Genomic DNA, 25,662 nt, shown 5'->3' with positions numbered 1-25,662 from the left:
GAACGCCGGCTGAAGTGTGTTTCCAGATGCAGCCCGGCTCAGTCGAGCCCGGCGGCCAGCGCACGCGTGAGTTCGGCGGCGCCCATCTCGCGGCAGCCGGCGGCGTTCTGCCCGGCCCATAGCGGCGTGAAGTCGGCGCGGCCCAGCGCCTCGGCGGCTGCGCGCAGCGGGCCGAGCGCGGCGGCGGCGAGCGGAAATGCCGGCGCGTCGGCGCACAGCGGGCCCAGCTCGCGCATGGCGCGGTTGACGATGCCGCGCGCCGGCCGGCCGGTGAACACGTCGGTCAGCGCGGTGTGCGCGGCGTCGGGCCCGGCCAGCGCGGCGCGATGCAGCGGCCCGGTATCGGCCTCGGGGCAGAGCAGATAGGCGGTGCCGACCTGCACCGCGCTCGCGCCGAGCGCCAGCGCCGCGCGCACGCCGCGCGCATCGGCAATGCCGCCGGCGGCGATCACCGGCAGCCGCACCGCATCGACCACCGCCGGCAGCAGCGCGAACAGCCCCGGCTGGCGCGCCAGATCGGCGCTCAGAAAGTGGCCGCGATGGCCGCCGGCCTCCAGCCCCTGCGCGATCACGCCGTCGGCACCGTGCGCTTCGAGCCAGCGCGCCTCGTCGACCGTGGTGGCCGAGGCCAGCACCCGGGCGCCCCAGCGCTTGACGCGCGCCAGCAGCTCGGGCGCCGGCAGCCCGAAATGAAAGCTCACCACCGGCGGCGCGAACGGCTCGACCAGCTCGGCCAGCGCCGGCGTGAACGGCTGGCGCCCGGGGCCGGACGGCAGCGCGGCTGGGTCCAGGCCCAGCTCGCGCGCAAACGGCGCCAGCCGCGCCTGCCAGGCCGCCTCGCGCGCGGCATCGGCCGCGGGCGGCGTGTGGCAGAAGAAGTTGACGTTGAACGGCAGGCTGCTGGCGCGCAGCAGCGCGAGTTCGTCGCGCAGCCGGGCGGCGTCGAGCGCGGCCGTGGGCAGCGAGCCGAGGCCGCCGGCCGCGCCGACCGCGAGCGCGAGCCGGGCGGTCTGGGCGCCGGCCATGGGCGCCTGCACGATGGGCAGGGCGGTGCCGAGCAGGGGATGGAGCGTGGGCATGCGGTCTTCCTTGCGGCGGTGGGCGAAGGCGCCAAGCCTGCCGCCGGGCGGGCGCGGCCACAACCGCCGGCTAGATCAGCTGCGGCGCCAGCAGCGCCTCGATCCAGTCCATGAACACCCGCACCCGGCGCGGCAGATGGCGCCGGTGGGCGAACAGCAGCTGCACCGGCATCGGCGCGGCGCGATGCTCGGGCAGCAGCTCGACCAGCCGGCCCGCGTCCACCAGCGGCCGCAGCGCCGACGCCGGCGACTGCACGATGCCCAGCCCGGCCAGACAGGCCGCCGTGTAGCACTCGCTGCTGTTGACGGCCAGCGCGCCGGGCATGGCGACGAACTGGGTCGCGCCGTCGCCATCCACATACTCGAAGCCCGGCGTGCGCGCGCCGAGCAGCGGCTGGTAGTGGATGAGCCGATGCCGCGCCAGATCGGCCGGCGACTCGGGCCGGCCGTGGCGCGCGACGTAATCGGGGCTCGCGAAATTGCCAAGCGGCCAGCGCCCGAGCGGCCGCGCCACCAGACTCGATTCATCGAGCGCGCCGACGCGCAGCACGCAGTCGAAGCCCTCGCGCACCAGGTCCACGCGGCGGTCGGTCGCGCTCAGCTCCAGCTCGATGGCCGGATGCGCGGCCAGAAAATCGGGCAGCGCCGGCAGCACCAGATCGCGCGCCACGCCGACCGGCATGTCGACCCGCAGCCGGCCGTCGAGCCGGGCCGCCTCGGGCTGGAACAGGCCGTTCAGCTCATCCATGTCGGCCAGCAAATCCTTGCAGCGCTCGTAGAACACCTGGCCGTCCTGGGTCATCTGCACGCGCCGCGTGGTGCGATGCAGCAGGCGCGTGCCGAGCTGGGCTTCGAGCTTTTGCACGGCGGTCGAAATCGTGGCCTTGGGCAGCGCCAGCCGGGTGGCGGCGTCGGTGAAGCTGGCCAGTTCGGCCACCCGCGTGTAGATGCGCATTGCGTCGAGCTGATCCATGGGCGGGCTCCGAATTGTTCTTGGGTGTTGAACAGTCTATTCGCCTGCGACGGGTTTATTCGTCTGTTAGCCAACAATAGACTGGTTTTCATCGCGCGGGCCGCTGGCCGCCGAGGCCGCTTCCGGCAATGCAACCCAGCGGATCCTGTCTGGAGTGACCGCCATGAACAGCAAGATCGCCCTCGTCACCGGCGGCAGTCGCGGCCTGGGCCGCAATGCCGCACTGGCCCTCGCCGCGCACGGCGCCGATGTGGTCGTTACCTACCGCAGCCGCGCCGACGAGGCCGACGCCGTGGTGCGCGCCATCGAGGCGCTCGGCCGGCGCGCCCTGGCCCTGCCGCTCGACGTGGCCGACAGCGCCAGCTTCGCGGCCTTTGCCGCCGGCCTGAAGACCGCGCTCGCCGACCGCTTTGGCCGCGAGCGCTTCGACTGGCTGCTCAACAACGCCGGCATCGGCATAAACGCGACCTTCGCCGAAACCACCGAGGCGCAGTTCGACGAGCTGATGAAGATTCAGCTCAAGGGCCCCTTCTTCCTCACCCAGGCGCTGCTGCCGCTGATCGCCGACGGCGGCCGCATCCTCAATGTGTCGACCGGGCTCACGCGCTTTGCGCTGCCGGGCTTTGCGGCCTATGCGGCGATGAAGGGCGGCGTGGAAGTGCTGACGCGCTATCTGGCCCGCGAACTGGGCCCGCGCGGCATCGCCGTCAACACGCTCGCGCCCGGCGCCATCGAGACCGACTTCGGCGGCGGCGCGGTGCGCGACAACCCGCAGATGAATGCCCACATCGCGGCGCAGACCGCGCTCGGCCGCGTCGGCCTGCCCGACGACATTGGCGGCGCGGTCTGCGCGCTGCTGTCGGATGACGCGGGCTGGATCAACGGCCAGCGGGTGGAGGCGTCGGGCGGGATGTTTCTGTGAGCCGGGCGGCGCGGCGCTGACTGTCGGCCGCCTGCCGTGACGCCGCGCTTCCCGTGCATCATGCGGCGATGAAACCACCCAAGAGACTGCTTTCCGTCATCGAAGAAGGCCTCGTCGACTCCGTCGTGCGCCAGCTCATGAGCGGCAAGGAAGCCACCGTGTATGTCGTGCGCTGCGGCGAGGAAGTCCGCTGCGCCAAGGTCTACAAGGAGGCCACGGCGCGCAGCTTCCGCCAGGCCGTCGACTACACCGAGAACCGCAAGGTCAAGAACAGCCGGCAGGCGCGCGCGATGGCCAAGGGCACGCGCTTCGGGCGCGAGGCGCGCGAGGAGGCCTGGCAGAACGCCGAGGTCGATGCGCTGTTCCGCCTTGCCGCTGCCGGCGTGCGCGTGCCCAAGCCGCATCTGTTCCACGACGGCGTGCTGCTGATGGAACTGGTGACCGACGCCGACGGCAATGCCGCGCCGCGCCTCAACGATGTGCAGTTCTCGCCCGAGCAGGCGCGGCGCCATCACGCCACGCTGGTGAAGGAGGCCGTGCGCATGCTCTGCGCCGGCGTCGTGCATGGCGACCTGTCCGAATTCAACATCCTGCTGGCCGGCGACGGCCCGGTCATCATCGACCTGCCGCAGGCGGTGGATGCGGCCGGCAACAACCACGCCAAACGCATGCTGCTGCGCGACGTGGACAACCTGCGCGACTTCTTCGGCCGCTTCGCGCCCGAGCTGCTGGCGAGCGACTACGGCAACGAGATCTGGGCGCTGTACGAGCACGGCCATCTCACGCCCGACACGCCGCTGACCGGCCGCTTCCGCGCCGACCATCGCCCGGTGAATCTGCGCGATGTGCTCGGCGTGATCGAGGACGCCAAGCGCGAGGAAGAGATGCGGCGCCAGCGCGAGGCCGGCGAAGGCTGACGCCGCAGCGGCGCTGGCCTCAAGGCGCCGGCCTCAAGCCGCCGCCGCCCTGCGCCTCAGCCCCGGCGCCGCAGCCGCGACGCCACCACCCAGGCGATCGCGCCGGTCAGCGCGCCGATGATCGCGGCCATGATCCAGAAGCCGTGATCGTTCTCCCCCAGCGGAATGCCGCCGACGTTCATGCCGAACATGCCCGACACCAGGTTGATCGGCAGCGCCAGCACCGTCACCAGCGTGAGCGTGAACAGGGTGCGGTTGCTCTCCTCGGCCATGCGTGCCGAGGCCTCGTCCTGCATCAGCTTGATGCGCTCCTGCACGCCGGCGATGTCGCGCAGCACCAGGGCAAAGTCCTCGGTCGCGGCTTGCAGCTGGGCGATGTCGTCGGGCGCGACCCAGGCCGGCGGCCGCGCCAGCATGCGCATCAGCGCGCTCGGCTCGGGGGCGAGGAGGCGTTGCAGCCGCGCCATCAGCCGGCGCAGGCGCGGCAGCTCGGGCAGATGACGCTCATGGCGGCCGGCCAGCAGGTCGTCTTCCATCAGATCGGCGCGCTCGACCACCTGCCGCACGATGGCTTGCAGCTCGTCGGCCTGATCGTGCAGCAGATGGTCGAGCAGCTCGACCGTGGACGCCGGCGCCGCGCCGTGGCGCACCGCCATGCGCAGCCGGTCGATGGCGCGCAGCGGATGGCGCCGCGCGCTCACGAACAGCCGTGGCCCCAGGCTCAGCCAGAGCGTGGCCACATCGCCGGCATCGAAGGCGAAGTCGAACACCACGTCGTTCATCACGCCGAACAGCCGTTCGCCGTCGCGCTCGATGCGGGTGGTGCGCGAGCCGGAGTGCAGCTCGTCGAAGAAGTTCTCTTCCAGCCCGGTGTGGGCGCGCATCCAGGGCTCGGCGCCGGCGTGGCTGAGGTTGAAGTGCAGCCACAGAAAGCCGGTGACGTCGGCGCCGTCGGGCCGGCCGCCAGCCGCGTCGCTGCCGCCGGGCTGGCTGTCCGCCATGCCGCCCGCCGCCTCGAACGCCGCCAGCAGCGCCACCGCCGCGCTGGCCGAGTCGACCGCCGTGGCCGGCCGACCGGGCCGGAAATGCCAGCCGCAGATCAGCCCGTGATCGTCGCTGCCATAGCTGGCAGCGGGCGCGCCGGCGGCCATGACGGCGCGGCTCAGGCGCGGCCGCGCGCCAGGCGCGCCACGATGCAGCCCGGCGCGTGCATCAGGCCGCGCGACGGCGGCGCGCCGCCAGCACCGCGAGCGGCAGGCCGAGCGCCAGCATCGCCAGCGGATCGGCTTCGGGCACGGCGCTGATCGCGCTGAAGTTGCTGACCGTGGCGACGGCGCCGCCCCAGATCGCATCGCTGTTCATCGTGAACGCGAAATGGCTGCCGGCCGCGACCGCAAAGCTCGCGTGGCCGCTCTGCGCGTCCCACAGGCCGTCGCTGCTCAGCTGGTAGGCCGTGCCGTCGAGCACATAGCCGAAGCGGTCGTAGCTCGATCCGCCTTCGTCGGCGGTGAGATAGCTCCAGTCGAAGCTGACCGTGCCGGCGTGCGCGAAGCTGATGCCGTAGCTGGTCGTGCTGCCGTCGAGCGGCGCGGCGTCGAAGTCGGCGAAATTGGCCGAGCTGAGCGTGAGCGTGCTGCCGTCGTTGCTGGCGCTGCCGTTGCCGCCGTTGGTATTGCCGAGCGTCCAGTTGCCCGGCGCGCTGCTGCCGGTGAAGGCGGCCTGGGCGCTGCCGATGCAGGCGCAGCCGGCCAGGGCGATGACGAGATGCTTGAAGTTCATGGCGATCAGTTCCCGAAGGTCTGGTTGACGAAGACCGAGCCGCCGAGATCGGCGTCGTCGAAGGCGAAGACGAACCACTGGTTGGGGTTGCTCAGGCCGCCCGGCGTCACCGCCAGAAAGTCGTTGTCGTTGCCGACATAGAGCGTGTGCTTGACCTTGCCGCCGATCACCACGTCGGCGCCGAAGGTCATGCCTTCGAGCTTGGCCGGGATGGCGGTGTTCTTGAGGCCGGCGGCGAGCAGCTTGGCGGCGATGTCGAGGAACAGCGTCTTGGGCATGGCCAGCGGCAGCAGGTTGGCGGCGCCGGTCAGGTTGCTCACGTCGGCGGCGCCGGCGGTATCGACCTTGTAGATGCGCTTGACGTCGGCCTTGCTGTCGTCGCCCAGACCCTTGCCGTCGCGCTCCAGCACCAGCAGCTCATGGTCGTTGAGCGCCAGCACTTCGCTGGAGTTGTAGGCCTTGTTCTTGTCGGCCAGGAAGTTGTCGTAGACGAACTGCTTGCTCGCGCCGCTGGCGATGTCGATGCGGATGATGCGGTTGGCGCGGCCGCCGTCGCCGCCGTCCTGCGCGAGCGGGCTCTGCATGAAGCCGAACAGCACGCGGCCGTCGGGCGAGATGGCGAGGCCTTCCATGCCCTTGTTGGTCACGCGGCCGGTGGCGTTGGCGGCGATTTCGGTCGCGCCCACGGCCGACTTGCTGGCGATGGCGAAGTTGGCCGGCAGCGTCACGGTGCGGCCACGGCCGCCGGTCGCGCGGTCGAATTGATAGATGTAGGGGCCGTACTCGTCCGAGATGTAGACCGTGCTGCCGTTGCGCGACACGCGGATGCCTTCGGGATCGAAGCGCGCGTCGGCGGTGCTGGCCGAGGTGGTCGCCGGGTCGAAGTTGTCGGAGCGGCCGCTCAGGTAGTAGTGGGTGGCGTCGTTCTTGGTGGGCGTGGCGGCATGGCCGCCGACCGTGCCGCCGTACTTGAGTGGCGTGCGGCTGTACAGCAGCGTGGTGCCCACGAGGCTGGGCGTGAGCGTGAACGGCAGGCCGGTGGCGGCGTCGGCGCGCTGGGTCAGCACCAGGTCGAGCGTGTGGAAGCGCGGGATGTAGCTGGTGGTGTTGTCGACGCTGGCGTTCCAGTCGACGGCGTTGGGGCCGCGGTCGGGCAGGGCCAGAAAGCGGCTGCCGCCGACCCAGGCCAGGCCCGAGCCGACGCCGCCGAACAGGTCGCCGCGCGCGCCGTTTTCGAGCGTGCCGGTCTGGCCCGAGAAGTCGGTGGCGGTGGCCGACAGCTTGCCGATGGCGATCAGATCGACGGCCTGCGCGGGCAGGGTGCAGAAACTGCCGAGCGCGAGCGCGGCGGCGAGGGCGAGACGGGTCGGGCGCATGGGCGGAGTCCGGAGTGGGGGTCGCGCATGGTCCGCAGGCTGCAAGGCAGGGCGATGACGGCGCCGCTGCCGTCCGACGTCAGGCAAGCGCCCGGGCCACGTCGGCTTGCAGCGCCGCCAGCAGCGGCGCCGGGTCGGCCGCGAAGTAGAAGTGATCGCCCTCGTAGCGCCGATGGCCGAGCCAGCGCTGCGTGAAATAGGCCCAGTGCGTCACGCCCTCCTCGGTCACCAGCCGGTCCTGCGCGCCGACAAAGGCCGACACCGGCATCGGCAGCGTGGGCGCGAGCGGATCGGCGCGCCAGGTCTCGAACAGCGCCAGGTCGGCGCGGATCAGCCGCGCCACCGCCTGCCAGTTGGCCTCGTCGTCCAGAAAGCCGGCCGGCGTGCCGCCGAGCGCGGCGAGTTCGCGGCGCAGGCCGGCGTCGTCGAAGCGGTGCAGCGAGCGTTCGCGCGTCTTCTTCGGCGCGCGGTTCGGCGCCTCGAAGCCCGACAGCCCGAGCCAGGCCGGCAGCGGCGCGCCGTCGCGCAGCAGTTCGAGCGTGAGCTGGTAGGCGACCAGCGCGCCCATGCTGTGGCCGAAGAAGGCGAACGGCCGGTCGAGCCGCCCGTCCAGCGCCGGCCGCAGCAGCGCGGCCAGCTCGGCAAGGCTGGGCGGCAGCGGCAGGCGGTGCAGCCGCAGCCGGCCCGGATAGGCCAGCAGGCAGACCTCCCAGTCGTCGGGCAGGCGCGCGGCCCAGTCGCGGAACACCAGATGCGAGCCGCCCGCGTGATGGAACAGGAACAGCCGCAGCCGCGCATCGGGGCGCGGCCGGGGCAGGACGAGATGGGGATGGTCGGGCGCGGTCATCGGGCAGCGGAAGCGGGGCGCGGAAGTGTTGCGAGCAGGACCAGCGCCAGCAGCTCGACGCCGGCGCCGACCCAGCCGAGCCGGCCGGCGCCCCAGCGTTCGAGCGCCTGGCCGCCGAGCAGCGCGCCGCCGGCCATGCCGAGATAGAGCGCGCTGGCATTGAGCGACAGCGCCGTGGCCAGCGCGCCGGGCGCCAGCCGCGCGAGCCGCGCCTGTTGCAGCGGCGGAAACATCCAGCCAGCGAAGCCGTAGAGCGCGACGACCGCGACGGCGGCCAGCGCAACCGGCTCGCCCGCCGCCGCGCCGTCCGCGCCCTGCGCCAGCAGTGCCAGCAGCGCGAACGCCAGCGCCTTGCCGCCGAGGCTTGCGACCGTCGCCAGCGCGGCGCGGCCGCCATCGACCAGGCGGCCGGCCAGCCGGTTGCCCGCCGCGCCGGCCAGACCGAACACCAGCAGCAGCGCGCCGAGCCAGCCCGGCAGGTCGGCATCGATGGCGCCGAGCGTGGCGGCCAGATAGGTGTAGACCGCAAAGCTGCCGCCCACGCCGGCCAGCGTGACCAGCAGCGTGCCGAGCACCGCGCCATCGCCGAGCGGCCGCAGCCGTGCCGCGAGGCCGGGCGCGCCGGCATCGGGCGGCGGCGCGCGCAGCTGCCACGCCATGCCGGCGGCGGCGGCCAGCGCCGGCAGCACCGTGGCCGCAAACGCCGCGCGCCAGCCGAACTGCGCCGCCAGCGCGGTGGCGAGCGGCACGCCGGCCACCAGCGCCAGCGTCATGCCGCCGTACACGCGCGTGAGCGCCCGGCCGCGCAACGCCGCCGGGCTGGCCGCCACCGCGCAGGCGCTGGCGGCCGGGAAATAGCAGGCCGCCGCCAGCGCCAGCAGCAGCCGTGCCGCCAGCAGCGCGGCCGGGCCGTCGGCCAGCGCCGCGCCCAGCCCGGCCAGCGCAAAGGCGCCGAGCGCGCCGAGCAGCACCGGCCGCCGCGCGCAGCGTGCCGTCGCCACCGCCAGCAGCGGCGCGCCGACGGCATAGGCCAGCCCGTAGCCGGCCGCGAGCCGGCCCGCCTCGGCCAGATCGAGGCCCAGGTCGGCGGCGATGGCCGGCAGCAGGCCGGGCAGCATGAAGGCGTCGGTGCCGACGGCGAACACGCCGGCCACCAGCCAGCCGTCGCGCAGGGCGGGCGGCGGCGCGGTGTGCGGCACGGCGCAGCAGGCGCGGGCGAGCGGCGTCATGCGGCGGCCGCGTCGTCCTTGCGCGCGTCGGCGACGGACTGGCCGATGGCGTCGGCCAGCGCATCGAGCGTCGGGTGCTCGTAGATGAGCGTCGGCGACAGCTCGACGCCGTAGGCGTCTTCCATCTCGCCGATGAGCGCGACGGCGGCGCTCGAATCGACGCCGTAGTCGCCGAGGTTGGCGTCGTCGTCGATGTCGTCGCCGGCCAGGTCGGCCTCGCGCGCGACAAAGTCCTTGAGCTTGTCGCGGATGGAATCGTGCTGGTTCATGTCGTCTCCTTGTTGAGGTGAAAGGTCAGGCGGCGGCGAGCGCTTGCAGCAGCTCGCCGGCGGTGGGCGTGGCCGGCGCGGCGCCGGCGCGTGCGGCATGCGCGGCCCACCAGCGCGCGGCCTCGCGCGCGGCCGGGCCGCAGGGCGACAGCGGCGCGGCCGGGTCGGCGGGGTCGGGGCGCAGCACCACGGTCTCGAGGCCGTAGGCCGGCAGATGCGGATCGGGCCGCAGCACGAAGGCGGCATCGGCGGCGGCCAGACGCTCGCGCAGCGGCGCGGGCAGGCCGGCGTCGGCGGTCCATTGCAGCGCCGAGCCGAGCAGCGCGAAGTCGGCGCCGAGGGCGCGCGCGGCGGCCAGATCGGCCGGCGTGGCGATGCCGCCGGCCAGCCCGAGCGCGATGCGCGGCCGGCCGGCGGCGACGGCGTCGTCGCGCAATGCGATCAGCCGCGCGAGGCTGGCGTCGGCGCGGTCGGCCGGCGCGGCGCGCCAGTCGGAGCGGTCGAGGCAGATGGCATCGGCGAGCGGCGCGCCGGCCAGCGCGGCGCGGGCGGCGGCCGGCAGCCCGGCGCGGTCGAGCTGGGCCGGCGTGGGCGGCGCGAGGAAGGTGCGCGCCGTGTCGGCATCGCGCAGCTTGACGAGCAGCTGGTGCCGGCTCGGGCCGCCGTCGGCGGGCAGGCCGGCGGCACGCCAGGCCAGCAGCTCGGGCGTGATTTCGGGCGCGCCGGCCAGCTCGATGGCGTCGATGCCGGTCTCGGCCGCCACGCGCCAGAGCGCGGCCTCGCGCGCCGGATCGCTGCCGTCGCAGACGAGGTTGAGCCCGAGCCGGCCCGGCGCGGCGGTGCCCGCGAGCGAGCGCGTGGCGCGCAGGCGCACGGCGAGCAGCCCGGGCTCGACCCCGGCGCTGCCGGCGAAGGCGAGGCAGCCGGCGGCGAGCAGGCCGGCGAGCATCTGCGCCGGTGCCACGTCGCCGCCGAGGCCGCCTGCGACGAGCGGGCTGCGGCAGCGCCAGGCGCGCTCGAAGGGGCCGGGCTCGGGTTGCGGCATGGCGGGCGCGCTGGCTGCGGGGGCTGCTGCGGTCGGTGTCGGCGGTGGCAGCGGCTGGCTCGGCGCCGGCACCGGCGCGGCGGCCGTCGCAGGCTGTGCCGAAGCCGAAGCCCCCCGCCACCCCGCGCGCACCTCCGCCAGCAGCCGCGTTAGCACCTCGCCCGGCCCGATCTCGTGGAACACCGTCTCGCCGGCGTCGAGCAGGTACTCGACCGTCTCGACCCAGCGCACCGGCGCATGCAGCTGGCGCGCGAGGTTGGCCGCGATGTCGCCCGCGCCATACGGCCGCGCGCTGCAATTCGCCACCACCTCGATGCGCGGTGCGGCAAGACTTGCCGCCGCCAGCGCCGGCGCGAACTGCCCGGCCACTGGCGCCATCGCGCGCGAATGAAAGGCGCCGCTCACGCGCAGCCGCACGCAGCGCGCGCCCGGCGCGACGCCGGCCTTCACCAGCGTCTCGAAGCGCTCGATGCCGGCCACGCTGCCGGCCAGCACCAGCTGCTTCGGGCTGTTGTGATTGGCCAGATCGAGGTCGAGCGCCTGCTCGGCGACGATGGCCTCGACCGCCGCGCGGTCCAGGCCGATGACGGCGCACATCGCGCCGCCGGTCACGGCCGACATCAGCGCGCCGCGCCGCTGCACCAGCCGCAGCCCGGTCTCGAAGTCGAACACGCCGGCCGCATGCAGCGCGGCGTACTCGCCGAGGCTGTGGCCGGCCACGCGGTCGGGCGGCGCGCCGCCGCTGTCGAGATGGCGCCGCAGCGCCAGCACGCTCACCGCGTACAGCGCCGGCTGGGTGAAGCGCGTGTCGTTGAGCTGGCGGCGCGGATCGTCGAGGCACAACTCGCGCAGCGACCAGCCGAGGACGGCGTCGGCTTGCGCGACGGCGTCGGGATAGGCGTCGAACAGCTCGGCGCCCATGCCCTTGAATTGCGAGCCCTGGCCCGGAAAGAGCAGCGTGGTCATGACAGTGCTTCCTCGTCGAGGCGGTTGGCGGAGGGCGATGCGAAGGGCGCGGCGGCCGGGCCGTGCAGCACCAGCGCCTGGGCGTGGCCGGCGGCCAGCGCGGCGTCGAAGGCGGCGAGGCCGCGCGCGGCCGGCAGCGGCAGCAGGCCGTGGCGGTCGAGGAAATGCGCCTGCTGCGACTCGCTCATCGGCATGCCGCCGTCGGCCCACCAGGGCCAGTCGATGGCCAGGCTGATGCCGTGGCGCCGGCCGGCGGCGACCGCGTCGGCGCGCGCCTGCGCAAAGCCGTCGAGCCAGCCGTTGGCGAAGGCGTAGGCGGTCTGGCCGGCATTGCCGCGCACGCCGACCACCGAGCCGAACACGGCGAAGAAGTCGAGATCGAGCGCGGCGCTGGCGCGGTCGAGCGTCAGCGCGCCGGCCAGCTTGGGATGCAGCACGGCGCGCGCGTCGGCGCTGGCCTGGCGCGCGAAGCGGTCGTCGCGCAGCACGCCGGCGCCGTGGACGATGCCGGCAACGCGGCCGTGGCGCGCGGCCAGCTCGGCGAGCAGCGCGGCGACCGCGTCGGCGTCGGCGATGTCGAGCGCGTGATGGCGCAGCGCGATGCCGGCGTCGGCCAGCGCGCGCAGCGTGGCCGGGTCGGCCGGCGAGCGGCCGCAGGTTTCGATGGCATGGCCGCGCGCGCCCAGGTGCAGCGCGAGTTGCCGGCCGAGGCCGCCGAGCCCGCCGGTGAGCAGGATGGCGCCGGGCCGCAGCGGCGGCGCGGGCGGGCTGGCGGGCACGGCGCTGCCGCGCCAGATGCGGTGCTGGCGCCGGCCGTCGCGGTGGCGCAGGGCGTCGGGCTGGGCGGTGGCGCTGCGGGGGGCGGTGGCGGCGGGCCGGGCCAGTTCGGCGAGCAGGTCGGCGGCGGGCAGGGCGGCGCCGGCGGGCGCGTCGGCATCGAGCACGCGCAATGCAAGCCGGCCCGATTCGTCGGCCAGGCCGAGCGCGAAGCCGCGCAGCGCGGCGGCCAGCGCGGGATCGTCGCGGCGGCTGACCAGCAGCAGGTCGAGCGCGGCGCCGGCGGGTTGGCCGGCAAGCGCGCGGGCGAGGTTGCGCAGCCAGTCGAGCAGGCCGCAGGCGGCGGCGAGCGTGGCGGTGGGCGCCGGGGCGCTGCCGCTGCCGCCGGTGGCGAACGCTGCGGTGTCGACGACTAGGCGCGGCGGCGCATCGGCCGGAAAGCCGCCAAGCAGCGCGGCCCAGTCCTCGAAGGCGTCGGGCAGGCGCGCGATCACGCAGGGCGCGCCGGGGCTGGCGGCGAGGTCGCGCGCGAGCCGGCCGTCGGCGTCGAAGACGAGCAGGCTGCCGGCGGGCGCGGGCGTGCCGTCGGCGATGGGGCCGGCGTCGATCCAGACCGGATGGGCGAGGGCGGTCGGGGCTTCGGCGTTGGCGGCGGTCGGCGCAACGAGCGCGGCGGGTGCGACGGGTGCGGCGGGCGCAGCGGACGCGACCGCCGTCGCAGCCGGGCCGGCGTGGGGCGCGGCGCTGCCAGCCGCCGGGCGCAGCTCCAGCCCGTCGAGCCGCAGCACGAGCCGGCCGGCGGCGTCGCGCGCCTGCACGTCGAAGCAGGGCGCGGCGCCCGGGCGGCGCTGCAACTGCGGCCGGACGTCGCCGTGCGCGTCGGGTGCGACCCAGGCGCCATCGAGCCGGAACGGCAGCGCGCCGCCGAGGCCGAGCGCGGCGAAGGCGGCGGCGAGCGCATCGACCGGCAGCAGGCTGGCGGCGGCCGGCGTCGAGTCGGCGCCGGGCTCGACCGTCAGCTCGGCCTGGAACAGCACCGGGCCGTCGTCGAGCGCGATCTCGACCGTCGTCGCGGCGCGCGCGCCGGCGAGCGTGGTGCGCAGGCAGGCGCCGGGCGCGAGGTCGGCGGGCGCGGCCCAGACCGCGTCGCGCGCGGTCAGGCTGCCGGCGCCGCCGAGCCGCCGCGCCGCGCCGAGGGCGGCGTCGAGCAGCAGCAGGCCGCGCCGGGCCTGCAATGCGGCATCGGCCGGCCGGCCGGCGAGCCAGGGCGCGGCGCCCGCGACCAGCCGGCGCGCAAAGCCGAGGCCGTCGAGCCCCGAGACGTTGGTGCCGAGCAGCGCGCAGTCGGCGGACCTGGGCGCGGGCGGCCGGCGCAGATGGCCGTCGCCCACCGGCCGCGCGAGCATGACCAGCCGCAGCGGCGTGCCGGGCAGCGGCAGCCGGCGCCGCGTGCGGCCGGCGTGCAGCGCGTTCCAGTCGATGCGCAGCCGGCGCTCGGCGAGCCAGCGCTGGGCCAGTTCGCGCAGCGTGGCGGCGGCGCTTCCAGGGTCGGCAGCACTGGCGCCGGTCGCCGCATCGGCCGGCTTGCGGCGCGGATTGCCGGCCGCGCTCCAGCCGGCGCCATCTGCCGTCCGCGCGCCGACATGCGCGTCGAGCGCGGCGATCAGTTCCTCGCGCGAGCTGGCGACGATGGCGAGCCGCTCGTCGAACAGCTGGCGCCCGGTCTGGAGCGTGTATGCGATGTCGTGCAGCGCGGCCTGCGTACCGAGCCCGGCCGGATCGGGCAGGCGCCGCGTCAGCATGCCGCCGTCGCCGGGCAGCGCGGGCTGGGCCAGCACGCGCGCGGCCAGCGCCTGCGCCGCTTCGTCGAGGTTGCGCGCCGGCCCCAGATCGGCGAGCCGCAGCGCGGTGCCGGTGGCTTCGGCCACCTGCGCGACCAGCCGCGCCATGCCGGCCGGGCTGATGCCCAGCGCGCCGAAATCGCGCGCCGGGTCGAGCGCGGCCGGCGCGCAGCCGGCGCGCTGGGCCTGCGCCGCGCGCAGCTGATCGAGCAGCCGGGCCGCCGTCGCCGCGCGGCCGCCGCGCCCGGGCGCGAGCCAGTCGAGCAGGGCCTGCGCCGCGTCGCGCAGCCGCTCGGCATCGGGCGCGGACAGCAGGACCAGCGCGGGGTCGCCATCGGGCGTGGCGGCGACGGCCGGCGGCGCCTGTTCGAGCACCAGATGCGCATTGACGCCGCCGAAGCCGAAGGAGCTGATGCCGGCGCGCAGCGGAAGCGGCATTCCGTCGGCATCTTCAGGCGGCGTCCAGGCGCGGCCTGCCGTGACCAGCTCGAACGGCGAGCCGGCCAGGTCGATGTGCGGATTGGTGCTGCGGTGATGCAGGTTGCCCGGCAGCCGGCGCGCCTGCATGGCAAACACCAGCTTGAACAGCCCGGCCATGCCGGCGGCGGCTTCGAGATGGCCCACGTTGCTCTTGACCGCGCCGAGCGCGCAGCGCGCCTCGGGGCCGGCGCCGAGCTGGCGCCAGGCCGCCTTGAGCGCATTGATCTCGATTGGATCGCCGAGCGCGGTGCCGGTGCCGTGGGCTTCCACATAGCCGATCGAATCGACCGCCACGCCGGCGTTGGCGACCGCGTCGGCCACCAGCGCGGTCTGGGCGCGCGGATTGGGCGCGGTCAGCGAATTGGCGCGGCCGCCGTGGTTGACCGCGCTGCCGCGGATCACCGCATGCACGGTGTCGCCGTCGGCCAGCGCCTGCGCCAGCGGCTTGAGCAGCACGCAGCCCCAGCCTTCGGAGCGCACATAGCCGTTGGCGCCGGCGTCGAAGGTCTGGCAGCGGCCGTCGGGGCTGAGCATGCCGGCCTTGGCGTACTGGATCGTCATCTCCGGGTTGAGCAGCAGGTTCACCGCGCCGGCCAGGCAGAGCTCGGCCTCGCCGCTGCGCAGCGCCGTCACCGCGCGGTGCAGCGCCACCAGCGAGCTGGAACAGGCGGTGTCCAGCGTCTCGCTCGGGCCGCGCAGGTCGAGGAAGTAGGAGATGCGGTTGGCCAGCATGGTCTGGTGCGTGCCCGAGGCCTGATGCGGCTCGCGCGGGCGGTCGGGCTGCTCGATCGCGCCCTTCCAGTCGCTGCCGCTGGCGCCGACGAACACGCCGACGCGCCGGCCGGCGAGCGTGGCCGGCGCGACGCCGGCGTTCTCGATCGCCTCCCAGGCGGCGGTGAGCATGAGCCGCTGCTGCGGGTCCATCGACGCAGCCTCGCGCGGCGCGATGCCGAAGAAGGCGGCGTCGAAGCCGTCGACCAGCGGCGCGAAGCCGCCCCAGCGCGACGCGGTGACATTGGCCGGCCCGAGCGGATCGCCGTCGAAGTCGCGCCAGTCCCAGCGCTCGGGCGGCACCTCGGTGACGAGATCGTCGCCGGCCAGCAGATGCGACCAGTAGGCGGCCAGGTCGTGCGAGCCGGGCATGGCGCCGGCCATGCCGACGATGGCGATGGCGGCGTGCGCAGCGCTGGCCGGCCGGTCGGGAGCGGTGGCGCCGCTCATGCCGGCTGCCCCGCGACGGTGTCGAGCGCGGCGAGGCGCGCGGCCAGTTCGGCGGCGGCGTAGTCGTTGCGATAGCGCGCGGCATGGCGGTCGAGCGCGGCGGCGTCGGCCGAGGCCAGCAGCGGCGCGCTCAGGTGCAGCGCGACGAAGGGCGCGGCGCCGATCAGCGCGTAGTCGGGTTCGAGCGCGCGCGCCAGCCCGGCGAGCGCGGCCGGATCGGCGAGCGTGGCGTCGGCCAGGCCGAGCAGCAGGGCGCCGCGCGCGCGCAGCCGTTCGATGGCGCGCAGCAGATGGGTCGGCGTGCCGCCGCCGCGCTGCGCGACATCGAGCGTGAGGAACAGCGGCGCGGCGCTGCCGCCGGCGCGCGCGAGCAGGGTTTCGAGCGCGCTTTCGTGATGCGGATCGAGCCGGTCGCCGGGGCCGGGCGCGGCGCTCAGCAGCAGCAGCCCGGCATGGGCGCCGAGGCCGGCGAGCGCGGGCAGGGCGGCGTCGGCCAGCGCCGGCCCCGGGAAGGCGACCGCGCGGCCGCGACCGAACAGGCGCGCGAGGTGGCGCTGGCAGTCGGCCCAGGCGGGGTCGGCGTCGGTGGCCGGCGCGACGGGCGCGGCGGCGGGCGGCGCGGGGGAGAAGGCGGCGGCCGGGGCGGCCGAGGCGGCCGCTGCGGCGAGGGTGGCCTGGGCGTCGAGTTGCGCTTCGATCTCGGCCCACAGCGATTGCACCTCGCGGCGGCGCGGGGCGGCGGCGGTGGCCGGTGCGGCGCCGGCGGCCGACGGGGCTGCGGGCGATGCGGCAGCGGGCGTCTCGGCGGCCAGTGGCACGGCGGCGGGCGGCGCCACCGGCGCCAGCATTTCGAGCGTGCTCGCCGGCGCGACCATCGTCGGCGGGGCAATCACCGGCGTGGCAATCGCCGGCGCGACGACCGCAGCCGCAGCCGCAGCCGCCACCGGCGCGGCCACCGCCAGCCCCAGCTGCGCCCGCAACTCCGCCGCATGGTTCGCCGTCACATGCCGCGCCAGATCGGCGAGGTTGTCGAACTCGAACAGCACGGTCGACGGCACGTTGAGGCCGAAGCGTTCGTTGAAGCGGCCCATCAGGTCGGTGGCGCCGATCGAGTCGAGGCCCAGTTCCACCAGCGGGCGCGCGGCCGGCACTTCGGCCGGGTCGAGCTTGAGCACGTCGGCGGTCATCAGCGCGAGCACGCGGCAGACGGCGGCGTCGAGCGCATCGGCGCCAGCCGGCGCGGCGGGTTGCGCGGCCGGGCTGGCGCCGCCAGTCAGGCGTTCGAGCAGTTGCAGCGCCTCAAGGGCGGTGAGGTCGGCGCGCGCGGCGCCGTCGGCGATCAGTTCGTTCATGGCAGCGGTCCGGTGGCGGTTCAGGCGGCGAGCTTGGCGGCGAGGAAGTTGACGGTGGCGAGGTACTTCCACAGGTCGAACTCATGGGCATGGCGCTCGGTGCGCATGTAGCGGTCCTGGCCCAGGTCCAGCTCGTTCCAGCGCAACTTGAGCTGTTGCAGCACCTGCCAGCCGCGCGACTGGCGCTGGCGTGCCTTGAAGTAGCCGTCGATGAAGCGCGCCGTGGTGTTGGCCACGTTGCCGTAGCCCGAGGGCGCGTTGAGGTAGCCGAAGAACAGCAGGTTGTCGTGCTTCGGCGGGACCATGTGCAAGAAGATGCCCGACAGCCCGCGCGTCCAGTCCACCACCGACTTGTCGAGGAAGGGCAGCGACACCTCGAAGCCGGTGGCATGCACGACCACGTCGATGTCCGCGCTGCTGCCGTCGGTGAAATGCACCCGGCCGCCGTCGAAGCGCGCCACGTCGGGCTTGGGCACGACATCGCCGTGGCCGACGTGATAGAGCAGCTGCGAATTCATGATCGGGTGCGCCTGGTCGATGTCGTGATCGGGCGCGGGCAGGCCGAAGGCGGTGCCGTCGAAGCCGGCGAGCCGGATGGTGGCCTTCACATGGGCCCAGTAGTCGGCCGGCGAATCGAAGCGCTTGGCCTCGTTCATCAGCCATTCCTGGGTCGGCTTGCCGTCGAGGAACTTGGGCAGGTAGTGATAGCCGCGCCGGGTCGAGTGGAAGGCTGCGACGGCGTTCTGGCCCGCGTCCACCGCGATGTCGCAGCCCGAGTTGCCGCCGCCGATGACGAGCACGCGCTTGCCGCGAAACATCGTCGCGGTCTTGTAGTCGCCCGAGTGCAGCTGCTGGCCGGTGAACTCGCCGGGATAGGCGATGCGGCGCGGCTTGCGCAGCAGGCCGTTGCAGACCACCACGTCGCGGTACACCGGCGCGCTGCCGTCCGAGAGTTGCAGCTGCCAGCCGTCGGCGCCGTTGCAGGCGCCGGGCGCGGCCTGCATGCGCTCGACGGCCACGCCGAAGCGCGCATGGCGTTGCAGGTCGTAATGCGCGGCCACCTGCTTGAGGTAGTGCCAGAACAGCGTGTGGCGCGGATAGGCCGGCCAGTCGGCGGCCATCGGCACATCCGAGAACTGGGTGTTGCTGCGCGAGCTGATGAGATGGGTCGATTCATAGACCTTGGAGGCCGGGCCCGAGGGCTGCCAGTTGCCGCCGAAGTCCTCGGCCGCATCGACGATGTCGAAGTCGATGCCGGCGCGCGCGAGCGTCTTGCCCACGGTGATGCCCGAGGCACCGGCGCCGATGATGCAGACGCGTGAGGGTTGTTGCATGTCTTCCTCCCTGAGGTGGCGGCCGGTCGTGCGGCCGCGTCGGTTGTTGTGGTGGGGCGGGCGGCGCTCAGGCGAGCGCGGGCTGGCCGACGCTGGCGCGCAGCAGCGCCATGGCCTCGGCGGCATCGAGCTGGCCGGCGCGCACGCGGGCCAGGATGTCGGCGGGGCTGGACGGGGTGGCGGGCGCGGGCGTGGCGGCCGACGTGGCTGGTGCGGCGGTGACTTGCGCGGCGGGTGCCGCCGGCGCGATGGCCGCAGGCGCCGTGTCGGGCACGGTCTCGATCCAGCAGCGGCGGCGCGCGAAGCGGGTGCCCGGCAGCGCCAGCCGCGCGATGGCGGCGCGCGGCGCGCTCCAGTCGAGCCGGCCGGCGACCCAGGCGTTCGCGGCGCGGGTCAGCGCGGCGGCGTCGAGGCCGTCGATGTCGGCCGGCAGCGTGGCGTCGGCGCGCCGACCATCCTCGGCCTGGCCGCTGGCGAGCGTGACGCCGGCCGGCGCCGTCGCGCCGTCGCCCGCGCCGAGCCAGCCGTCGAGGCCGGCGAGCAGCGCGGCGCCGTCGTCGGCCACCACCGCCAGCCGCACCGGGCGCGCGAGGCGGCCGGCGCGCAGCACCTGGGCGGCGGCGTCGAGTTCGGGCGTGCGCGGCTGGGGCCGCAGCCAGTCGGCGAAGTCGGCGACCTGCTGGCGCAACTGCGCCGCGCTGCCGGCCGAGAACACGAACAGCCGGGCGCCCGGCGCGGCGGCCGGCGGCGATGGCACCTCGGTGGCTTCCTGCAACACGAGGTGGGCGTTGGAGCCGCCGGCGCCGAAGGAGCTGATGCCGGCGCAACGCGGCAGCGGCCGGCCGTCGGCATCGAGCGGCGCGGGCCAGTGGCCGAGCGCCGTCTGCACATGAAAGCGCGTGTCGGCGAAGCGGATCGCCGGATTGGGCCGGTCGGCATGCAGCGTGGGCACCAGCGTGCGGTGCTCCAGTTGCAGCAGCACCTTGGTCAGCGCGGCGATGCCGGCGGCCGATTCGAGATGGCCGAGGTTGCTCTTGAGCGAGCCGAGCGCGCAGTCGCCGCCGGCGCCTGCAAAGGCTTGCACGAGGCCACGCACCTCGATCGGATCGCCGAGCGGCGTGCCGGTGCCGTGGGCCTCGATGTAGTTGACGGCGCGCGGATCGACGCCGGCGCGGGCCAGCGCATCGCCGACCAGCCGGCCCTGCGCATTGGGATTGGGCACGGTGTAGCCGTTGCTGCGGCCGCCGTGGTTGACCGCGCTGCCCTTGATGACGGCCAGCACGCGGTCGCCGTCGGCGCGTGCGCGGTCGAGCGGCTTGAGCACCACCGCGCCCACGCCTTCGCCGGGCACATAGCCGTCGCCGCCCTCGCCAAAGCTGCGGCAGCGGCCGTCGGTGGAGGCGAATTTCAGCTCGCTGAGCGTGCGGTACTTGTAGGGATGCAGCGACAGGTTCACGCCGCCGGCGATGGCGGCGTCGCAACTGCCGGCGCGGATCGCCTCGCAGGCCAGATGGATGGCGCTCAGCGAGGACGAGCACATGGTGTCCACCGCCATCGACGGGCCGTCGAAATCGAGGCAGTAGGAGACGCGGTTGGCGATGGACGCGAACGACGACATGCCGAGGCCGCGCTCGCCGCGCGCCATCGCTTCCACGCCGAGGAACTGGTACTCGCTGTACATGGCGCCGGCGTAGACGCCGATGCGCTGGCGCGCGGCGCCGGCCAGCGGCTGCTGGAGCGAGGCCGGCGTGTGGCCGGCGTTCTCGACCGCATGCCAGGCGGTTTCAAGAAAGAGGCGCTCCTGCGGGTCCATGCGCTCGGCCTCGCGCGGGGCGATGCCGAAGAACAGCGGATCGAAGCGGTCGATGCCATGAGAGAGGCCCCAGGGGGCGGAGTGGCCACGCTTGGCGCGGCCCGCGACCGGGTCGGCCGGCGGCAGCGGCCAGGGCTCGGGCGGCACCTCGGTGACGGCATCGACGCCGTCGGCGAGCAGGGTCCAGAACTCGGCGAGCGTGGCTGCGCCGGGGTAGCGGCCGGCGACGCCGATGATCGCGATGTCGGCGTGGCGGGCGGGTTGGGCGGTGGTGGACGGCGCGGCGCTGGTGGCGGGCGCGGCGGGTGGCTCGGCGACGAGTGCTGCGATGGCGGGCGCTGCGGCTGCGGCTGCGGCTGGCGCGGCCGGGAGCGTCGGTTCGGCGCTTGCGGCGCCCGCAGCGCGGCCGGTCGGCGCGGGCGCGGCGGCGGCCGGCGCGAAGCCTTGCCGCACCTCGTCCGCATGGTCGGCGAGCAGGCGGTCGGCCACCTCGTCGAGGTTGTCGCACTCGAAGAACAGCGTGCGCGACAGGTCGCGGAAGTCGGCGTCGAGCGCGGCGTTCAGCTCCATGACCATCACCGAGTCGAGGCCGAGATCGGCGAAGGCGGCGGCGCTGTCGAGCCGCTCGACCGGGCGGCCGGTGGTGCGCGCGAGCAGGCCGCGCAGGTGGTCGAGCAGGGCGTGGCGCAGCGTGGTGGAGTCGGTGGCGGGCGCCGCAACCGGGGCGGTTGCGATGGCGGGCTTGAGCCAGCCGGTGGCGGGCGCGATCCGGTCGGCGCCGTCCGCGCGCGGCATGCCGACCACCGGCCCGCCGGCATCGAGCAGTCCGGCCTCGGCCCAGGGCTCGACCCGCGCCGGGAACACGCAGCCGTCGGCGCGGCCGTCGCGCGCGGCGGCCAGCGCCACGTCGAACAGGCGCGCGCCGTCGTCGCGGCCGACGGTGGCGATGCCGAGCGCGCGGTGGCGCGCGCGGGTGGCCTCGTCGACCTGCATGCCGCCGTCGTGCCAGAGCGGCCAGGCCAGCGCCAGCGTGGCGCCGTGGCGGCGGCCGGCGGCCACTTCGGCGCAGCGCCAGCGCGCGAAGCGGTCGAGGAAGGCGTTGGCGGTGGCGTAGTCGGCCTGGCCGAGGTTGCCGAGCACGCCGGCCAGCGACGAATAGGCCACGAACCAGTCGAGCCGGTCGTCGGCCAGCTCGCGGTCGAGCGCCACGGCGGCGTCCATCTTGGGCTGGCAGACGGCGTCGAGGTCGGCGAGGTCCTTGCGCAGCACGAAGGCGTCGCGCAGCGTGCCGGCGGCGTGCAGCACGCCGGCCAGCGGGCCGAGCGCGCGGGCGTCGGCCACTAGGGCGCGCAGCTGCGCGGCGTCGGCGATGTCGGCGGCGCGGTAGCGGGCGCGGGCGCCGAGCGCGCGCAGGCCGTCGAGCGCGGCGTCGATGCGGGCATCGGCCGGGCGCCGGCCGCAGAGCAGCAGGCCGATGCCGGGCGCCGAGGCGGCGAGCCGGCGGGCGAAGTCGAGGCCGAGGCCGCCGGCGCCGCCGGTGATGAGGTAGACGCCGCCGGCGCGCGCGAGCGGTGCCGGCGCGGCGGTGGCGGCGTCGCCGAGCGCGTCGGTGCCGGGCACGAGCTCGAGTGCCTCGATCTCGCGCCGGCCGTCGGCATGCAGGCGCAGCAGCGCCGGGCGGTCGGCCAGCACGCGGCTTTCGGCGAGCAGGGCGCGGGCGGTGCGCGCCGGGTCGTCGGCCCAGGCGGCCGGCAGGCCGACCACGCGCACGACGCTGGCGGGGCTTTCGCGGTGCAGGCTGCGCGCGAAGCCGATGACGGCGGCATGGGCCTCGGCGACCAGGCTGGCGTCGTCGCGGTAGCCGAAGACGATGCGCAGCGGCTTGCCGGCGGCGCCGGCAAGTGCGGCGCGGCTGGCGCGCCAGAGCGCGTCGAGGCCGTGGCGGCGCGCGGCCGTGAGGTCGGGATCGGCAGCGGAGAGCGGCGGCGCGAGCAGGGCGTCGAGGACGATGAGCGGGGCGCTGGCATCGGTGGCGGGCGCGGCGGCCTCGGCGGCGAGCGCGGCGGCGAAGGCGACCGACCAGCCGGCGTCGGCGCCGATCAGCCGGGGCGCGACGGCGGCGGCGAGGCTTTCGGCGGCGAGCGGCCGGGCGCGCCAGACCGGGCGCATCCAGCGCAGGCGGTCGGCGGTGGCGGGCGCTGGCGCGGCGCCATCTGCAAAGGCTTGCACGGCCGGCGTGGCGGTACCCGCGTCGAGCTGCCTGAGCACGATGTCGCGCATGGCGCCGAGCACCGCGCCGTCGGCATCGAGCAGCCAGGCGTCGTGATGCGCAAGGCCGGCGTCGCGGCCCGGCGTGCGGCTGCGCAGCAGCAGGCGGCGCGCGCTGCGCAGGTCGCCAGCGATGTCGAGCGCGCCGATGGCGAAGGGCACGAAGGTGGCGCCGGCCGGCGCGCCGTGGCGCAGCAGCAGCGGCACGATGGCTTGCAGGCAGGCGTCGAGCAGGCCCGGATGCCAGCCGCAGCCGGCGCCGCGCTGCCAGTCGGCCTCGGCGAGCCCCAGGCTGGCGTCGGCGCTGGCGTCGTCGAGCCGCAGCTCGCGCAGCGGCGCAAAGGCCGGGCCGTAGCCGAAGCCGCAGTCGGCGAAGCGGCGGTAGAGCGTGGCGTGATCGAGCCGCTCGGCGCTGCCGGCGGGCGCGCCGCCGGCGTTGCGCAGCGCCTCGGTCAGTGCCTGCGCCGAGGCGCCGACCGGCTCGACCCGGCCGCGCGCATGCAGCAGCGGCGCGCCGCCGTCGCGCGGTTGCGAGCGCAGCTCGAAGCCGGCGCTGCCGTCGGCGTCGGCGGGCGCCAGATGCAGCGCGATGGCGCCATCGCGGCCGGCGCGCCAGGGGCGGCCGAAGCTCGCGTTGCGGATCGCGCCGACCGGCCGGCCCAGCGCGAGGCTGGCACCGGCGCGCGCGAGTTCGAGCCAGCCGGTCGCCGGCAGCACCGCCTCGCCGTGGATCGGGTGATCGGCGAGGAAGAAGGCGTCGGCCGCCGGCGCGATGGCGACGGTGTCGGGCGCGACGACGGTGAAGCGCGCGGCCGCCGGCGCCGGTGCGGGCTCCGCCGGCGTCGCGGCCAGCCCGCTCCACGCAAACGCGGCGCCCGCGCGCTCGGCCAGCAGATGCCGCGCGAGCGAGCAGTCCTGGTGCTCGAAGGGATAGGGCGGCAGCGCCAGCAGCGTCGGGCGCGACTCGCCCCACCAGCTGGCCCAGTCCACCGCGCAACCGGCGAGCCAGGCTGCCATCGTCTCGGCCTCGGCGGCCGGTGCGGCCACCGCCGGGCCCGGCTGCGCGCGCCGCACCAGCGTGGCGGCCGGCGCGGCGAGCAGCGCCGCGCGCAGTCCGGCGCAGTCGCGCGCGGTCACGATCAGGCGCGCCGGCAGCGGCTCGCGCGCGAGCTGGAGCGTGCGCGCCAGCGCCGCCAGCCGTGCATCGTCGATGCGGCCGGCGTCGATCTCGGCGACCAGCTGGGCGCAGCGCGCCGCCAGCGCCGCCGGCGTGCGCGCCGACAGCGGAAACAGCCCCAGCGCCAGCGGCGCGGCGGCTACCGGTGCCGCGCGGTACTCCTCCACCACCGCATGCGCATTCGCGCCCCCGGCGCCGAAGGAGCTGAGCGCCGCGCGTCGCGGACCGCCGTCGGCCGGCGCCGGCCAGTCGGCCGCCTCGGTCTGCACGCGGAACGGCGTGCGCGCCAGATCGATGTTGGGATTGAGCCGGCGGAAGTTGAGCAGCGGCGCGAAGCGCCCGGCATCGAGCTGCAACAGGATTCGCGTGAGCCCGGCGATGCCGGCGGCCGATTCGAGATGGCCGATGTTGGTCTTGGTCGACGCGACGGCGCAGTGGCCGGCCGGCAGCGGCGGCTCGCCGCGCGCCTCGGCCGACTCGGCAAACGCGCGCGTCAGCCCGTCGATTTCCACCGGATCGCCGAGCCGGGTGCCGGTGCCGTGCGCCTCGACATAGCCGATGCTGGCCGGTGCCACGTCGCCCGAGGCCAGCGTGGCGCGGATCAGCGCCGCCTGCGCAGCCGGCGTCGGCACGGTGTAGCCGTTGGCCTTGCCGCCGTGGTTGATGCCGGTGGCGCGCACCAGCCCGAGGATGCGGTTGCCGTCGCGCAGCGCCGCCGCGAGCGGCTTGAGCACCACCGCGCCCGCGCCCTCGCCGGGCACGAAGCCGTCGGCGTCGTCGCTGAACGCATGGCACTGGCCGCTGGCGGTCAGCATGCGTTGCTGCGACAGCCAGACGAATTTCGACGGATGCAGATAGACGTTCACGCCGCCGACCAGCGCCATCTCGGCCTCGCCGCGCCGCAGGCCTTCGCAGGCCAGATGCAGCGCCGTGAGCGAGGCCGAACAGGCGGTATCGACCGGCAGGCTCGGCCCGCGCAGATTGAGCAGGAAGGACACGCGGTTGGCCACCGACCACGGCATCGACGTGGGGAAGACCGGCTGGCCGCGCTGCCACAGCGCCGCGCCGGCCAGCGCATGGCTTTGCGTCGTCACGCCCACGTAGACCGACACCGGAAAACCGTCGCGCGCATCCGCGCCGGCGCGATGGCGGTAGAGCGCGAGGCCGGCGTCCTCGAGCGCCTGCCAGGCCACTTCGAGAAACAGCCGCTCCTGCGGGTCCATCGTCTCGGCCTCGCGCGGCGCGATGCCGAAGAAGTCGGCGTCGAAGCCGTCCACGTCGTCGAGGAAGGCGCCCCACTTGCAATAGCTGCGGCCGCGCTGGCCGGCGGTCTCGTCGGCCTCGTAAAAGCCGTCGAGCGACCAGCGCGCGGCCGGCACCTCGCGCACGCTGTTCACGCCGGCGGCCAGGTTGCGCCAGAACGCGGCCACGTCGTCGGCCCCCGGATAGCGCCCGGCCAGGCCGACGATCGCGATGTCGTCGGTCGAGGTGGAGGAGAGGCGGGCGGCTGCCAGGCGGGGAGACTCGGTGGGGCGGGTGCGCGGGCGCAGCACCGGCCAGTCGGAAGGCGCTGCAAGCGTTTGCGCGGCGGCCGGCGCGGCGGGCGCCAATCCGGCCAGCGCCGCGTCGCGGTGATGCCTTTCGAGATGCGCGCGGATGTCGGCGAGCCGGTGGCAATCGAACATCAGCGTGCGCGTCACGCCCGGCACATGGCGCGCGAGCGCGGCGTTGAACTGGTTGATCGCGATCGAGTCGATGCCCAGCTCGTCGAACTCGGCCTGGGCCGCAAAGAGGTCGGCGGCAATGCCGGTGACTTCGCTCAGCAATTCGGCAAGGCGGCGCTCGATGGCGCTCCAGGATTCGGTCACGCGTTATCTCCCAATGCAAATGCGGCGCTGCCCGGGGCGGATTGCCGCAGGCAGCGTCGATATGAAAACCGGGGAGGAGAGGGCGGAATGAATTGCGGCGCTATTTGAAAGTAACCGTTCATTCATTGG

General features: G+C 75.1%; 15 protein-coding genes. 2 read left to right on the top strand and 13 right to left on the bottom strand.

Annotation, left to right across the window (positions count from 1 at the left end):
• Positions 1–38: 38 nt before the first annotated feature.
• Both B9P64_RS16805 and B9P64_RS16800 read right to left on the bottom strand, forming a co-directional pair.
• Positions 39–1,079: an NAD(P)H-dependent flavin oxidoreductase gene (locus B9P64_RS16805; RefSeq protein ID WP_085317164.1), complete on the bottom strand. Its 1,041-nt coding sequence runs from the start codon at positions 1,077–1,079 to the stop codon at positions 39–41.
• A 70-nt stretch (positions 1,080–1,149) separates the two neighbouring features.
• Positions 1,150–2,052, bottom strand: a complete 903-nt coding sequence (locus B9P64_RS16800) for a LysR family transcriptional regulator (RefSeq protein WP_085317163.1) — start codon at positions 2,050–2,052, stop codon at positions 1,150–1,152.
• A 163-nt stretch (positions 2,053–2,215) separates the two neighbouring features.
• Here B9P64_RS16800 and B9P64_RS16795 point away from each other — a divergent pair, with 163 nt between their 5' ends.
• The gene (locus B9P64_RS16795; protein ID WP_085317404.1) at positions 2,216–2,974 is read left to right on the top strand and encodes an SDR family NAD(P)-dependent oxidoreductase; all 759 of its coding nucleotides are present in this window, start codon (positions 2,216–2,218) and stop codon (positions 2,972–2,974) included.
• A 68-nt stretch (positions 2,975–3,042) separates the two neighbouring features.
• Positions 3,043–3,891, top strand: coding sequence for a PA4780 family RIO1-like protein kinase (locus B9P64_RS16790; RefSeq protein ID WP_085317162.1), 849 nt, complete (start codon positions 3,043–3,045; stop codon positions 3,889–3,891).
• Between the two features lie 56 nt (positions 3,892–3,947).
• On the opposite strand, the gene B9P64_RS16785 is transcribed toward B9P64_RS16790, so the two are convergent.
• The 11 genes from B9P64_RS16785 to B9P64_RS16735 form a co-directional block, all read right to left on the bottom strand.
• Complete coding sequence (locus B9P64_RS16785; protein ID WP_085317161.1) at positions 3,948–5,042, bottom strand: transporter; 1,095 nt, start codon at positions 5,040–5,042, stop codon at positions 3,948–3,950.
• Positions 5,043–5,103: 61 nt separating this feature from the next.
• Entirely contained in the window at positions 5,104–5,670 is a 567-nt protein-coding gene (locus B9P64_RS16780; RefSeq protein WP_085317160.1) for a hypothetical protein, read from the bottom strand.
• A gap of 5 nt (positions 5,671–5,675) precedes the next feature.
• Positions 5,676–7,046 (bottom strand): esterase-like activity of phytase family protein, encoded by a 1,371-nt coding sequence (locus B9P64_RS16775; protein WP_085317159.1) that lies wholly within the window; start codon positions 7,044–7,046, stop codon positions 5,676–5,678.
• 79 nt (positions 7,047–7,125) lie between these two features.
• Positions 7,126–7,893: a thioesterase II family protein gene (locus B9P64_RS16770; RefSeq protein ID WP_085317158.1), complete on the bottom strand. Its 768-nt coding sequence runs from the start codon at positions 7,891–7,893 to the stop codon at positions 7,126–7,128.
• Positions 7,890–9,122 carry an MFS transporter gene (locus tag B9P64_RS16765; RefSeq protein ID WP_085317157.1) on the bottom strand — a complete coding sequence of 411 codons (1,233 nt, stop codon included), beginning with the start codon at positions 9,120–9,122 and terminating at the stop codon, positions 7,890–7,892. Before B9P64_RS16765 ends, B9P64_RS16770 begins: the two co-directional genes overlap by 4 nt.
• A complete protein-coding gene (locus B9P64_RS25760; protein WP_176256861.1) occupies positions 9,119–9,391 on the bottom strand; it encodes an acyl carrier protein in 273 nt (90 codons plus the stop codon). Before B9P64_RS25760 ends, B9P64_RS16765 begins: the two co-directional genes overlap by 4 nt.
• Before the next feature lie 25 nt (positions 9,392–9,416).
• The gene (gene fabD / locus B9P64_RS16755) at positions 9,417–11,402 is read right to left on the bottom strand and encodes an ACP S-malonyltransferase (protein ID WP_085317155.1); all 1,986 of its coding nucleotides are present in this window, start codon (positions 11,400–11,402) and stop codon (positions 9,417–9,419) included.
• The gene (locus B9P64_RS29100) at positions 11,399–15,721 is read right to left on the bottom strand and encodes an SDR family NAD(P)-dependent oxidoreductase (protein ID WP_085317154.1); all 4,323 of its coding nucleotides are present in this window, start codon (positions 15,719–15,721) and stop codon (positions 11,399–11,401) included. Before B9P64_RS29100 ends, fabD begins: the two co-directional genes overlap by 4 nt.
• On the bottom strand, positions 15,718–17,073 hold the full coding sequence (locus B9P64_RS16745) for an acyl carrier protein (protein WP_085317153.1): 1,356 nt from the start codon (positions 17,071–17,073) through the stop codon (positions 15,718–15,720). Before B9P64_RS16745 ends, B9P64_RS29100 begins: the two co-directional genes overlap by 4 nt.
• A 20-nt stretch (positions 17,074–17,093) precedes the next feature.
• On the bottom strand, positions 17,094–18,407 hold the full coding sequence (locus B9P64_RS16740) for a flavin-containing monooxygenase (protein ID WP_085317152.1): 1,314 nt from the start codon (positions 18,405–18,407) through the stop codon (positions 17,094–17,096).
• 67 nt (positions 18,408–18,474) lie between these two features.
• Positions 18,475–25,533, bottom strand: a complete 7,059-nt coding sequence (locus B9P64_RS16735) for an SDR family NAD(P)-dependent oxidoreductase (protein ID WP_085317151.1) — start codon at positions 25,531–25,533, stop codon at positions 18,475–18,477.
• Positions 25,534–25,662: the final 129 nt, after the last annotated feature.

It is taken from the genome of Derxia lacustris (assembly GCF_002105195.1).
Lineage (GTDB): Bacteria > Pseudomonadota > Gammaproteobacteria > Burkholderiales > Burkholderiaceae_E > Derxia > Derxia lacustris.
The sequence above is the reverse complement of the archived record's forward strand: the minus strand, read 5'-3'. Positions and strand labels throughout refer to the sequence as shown.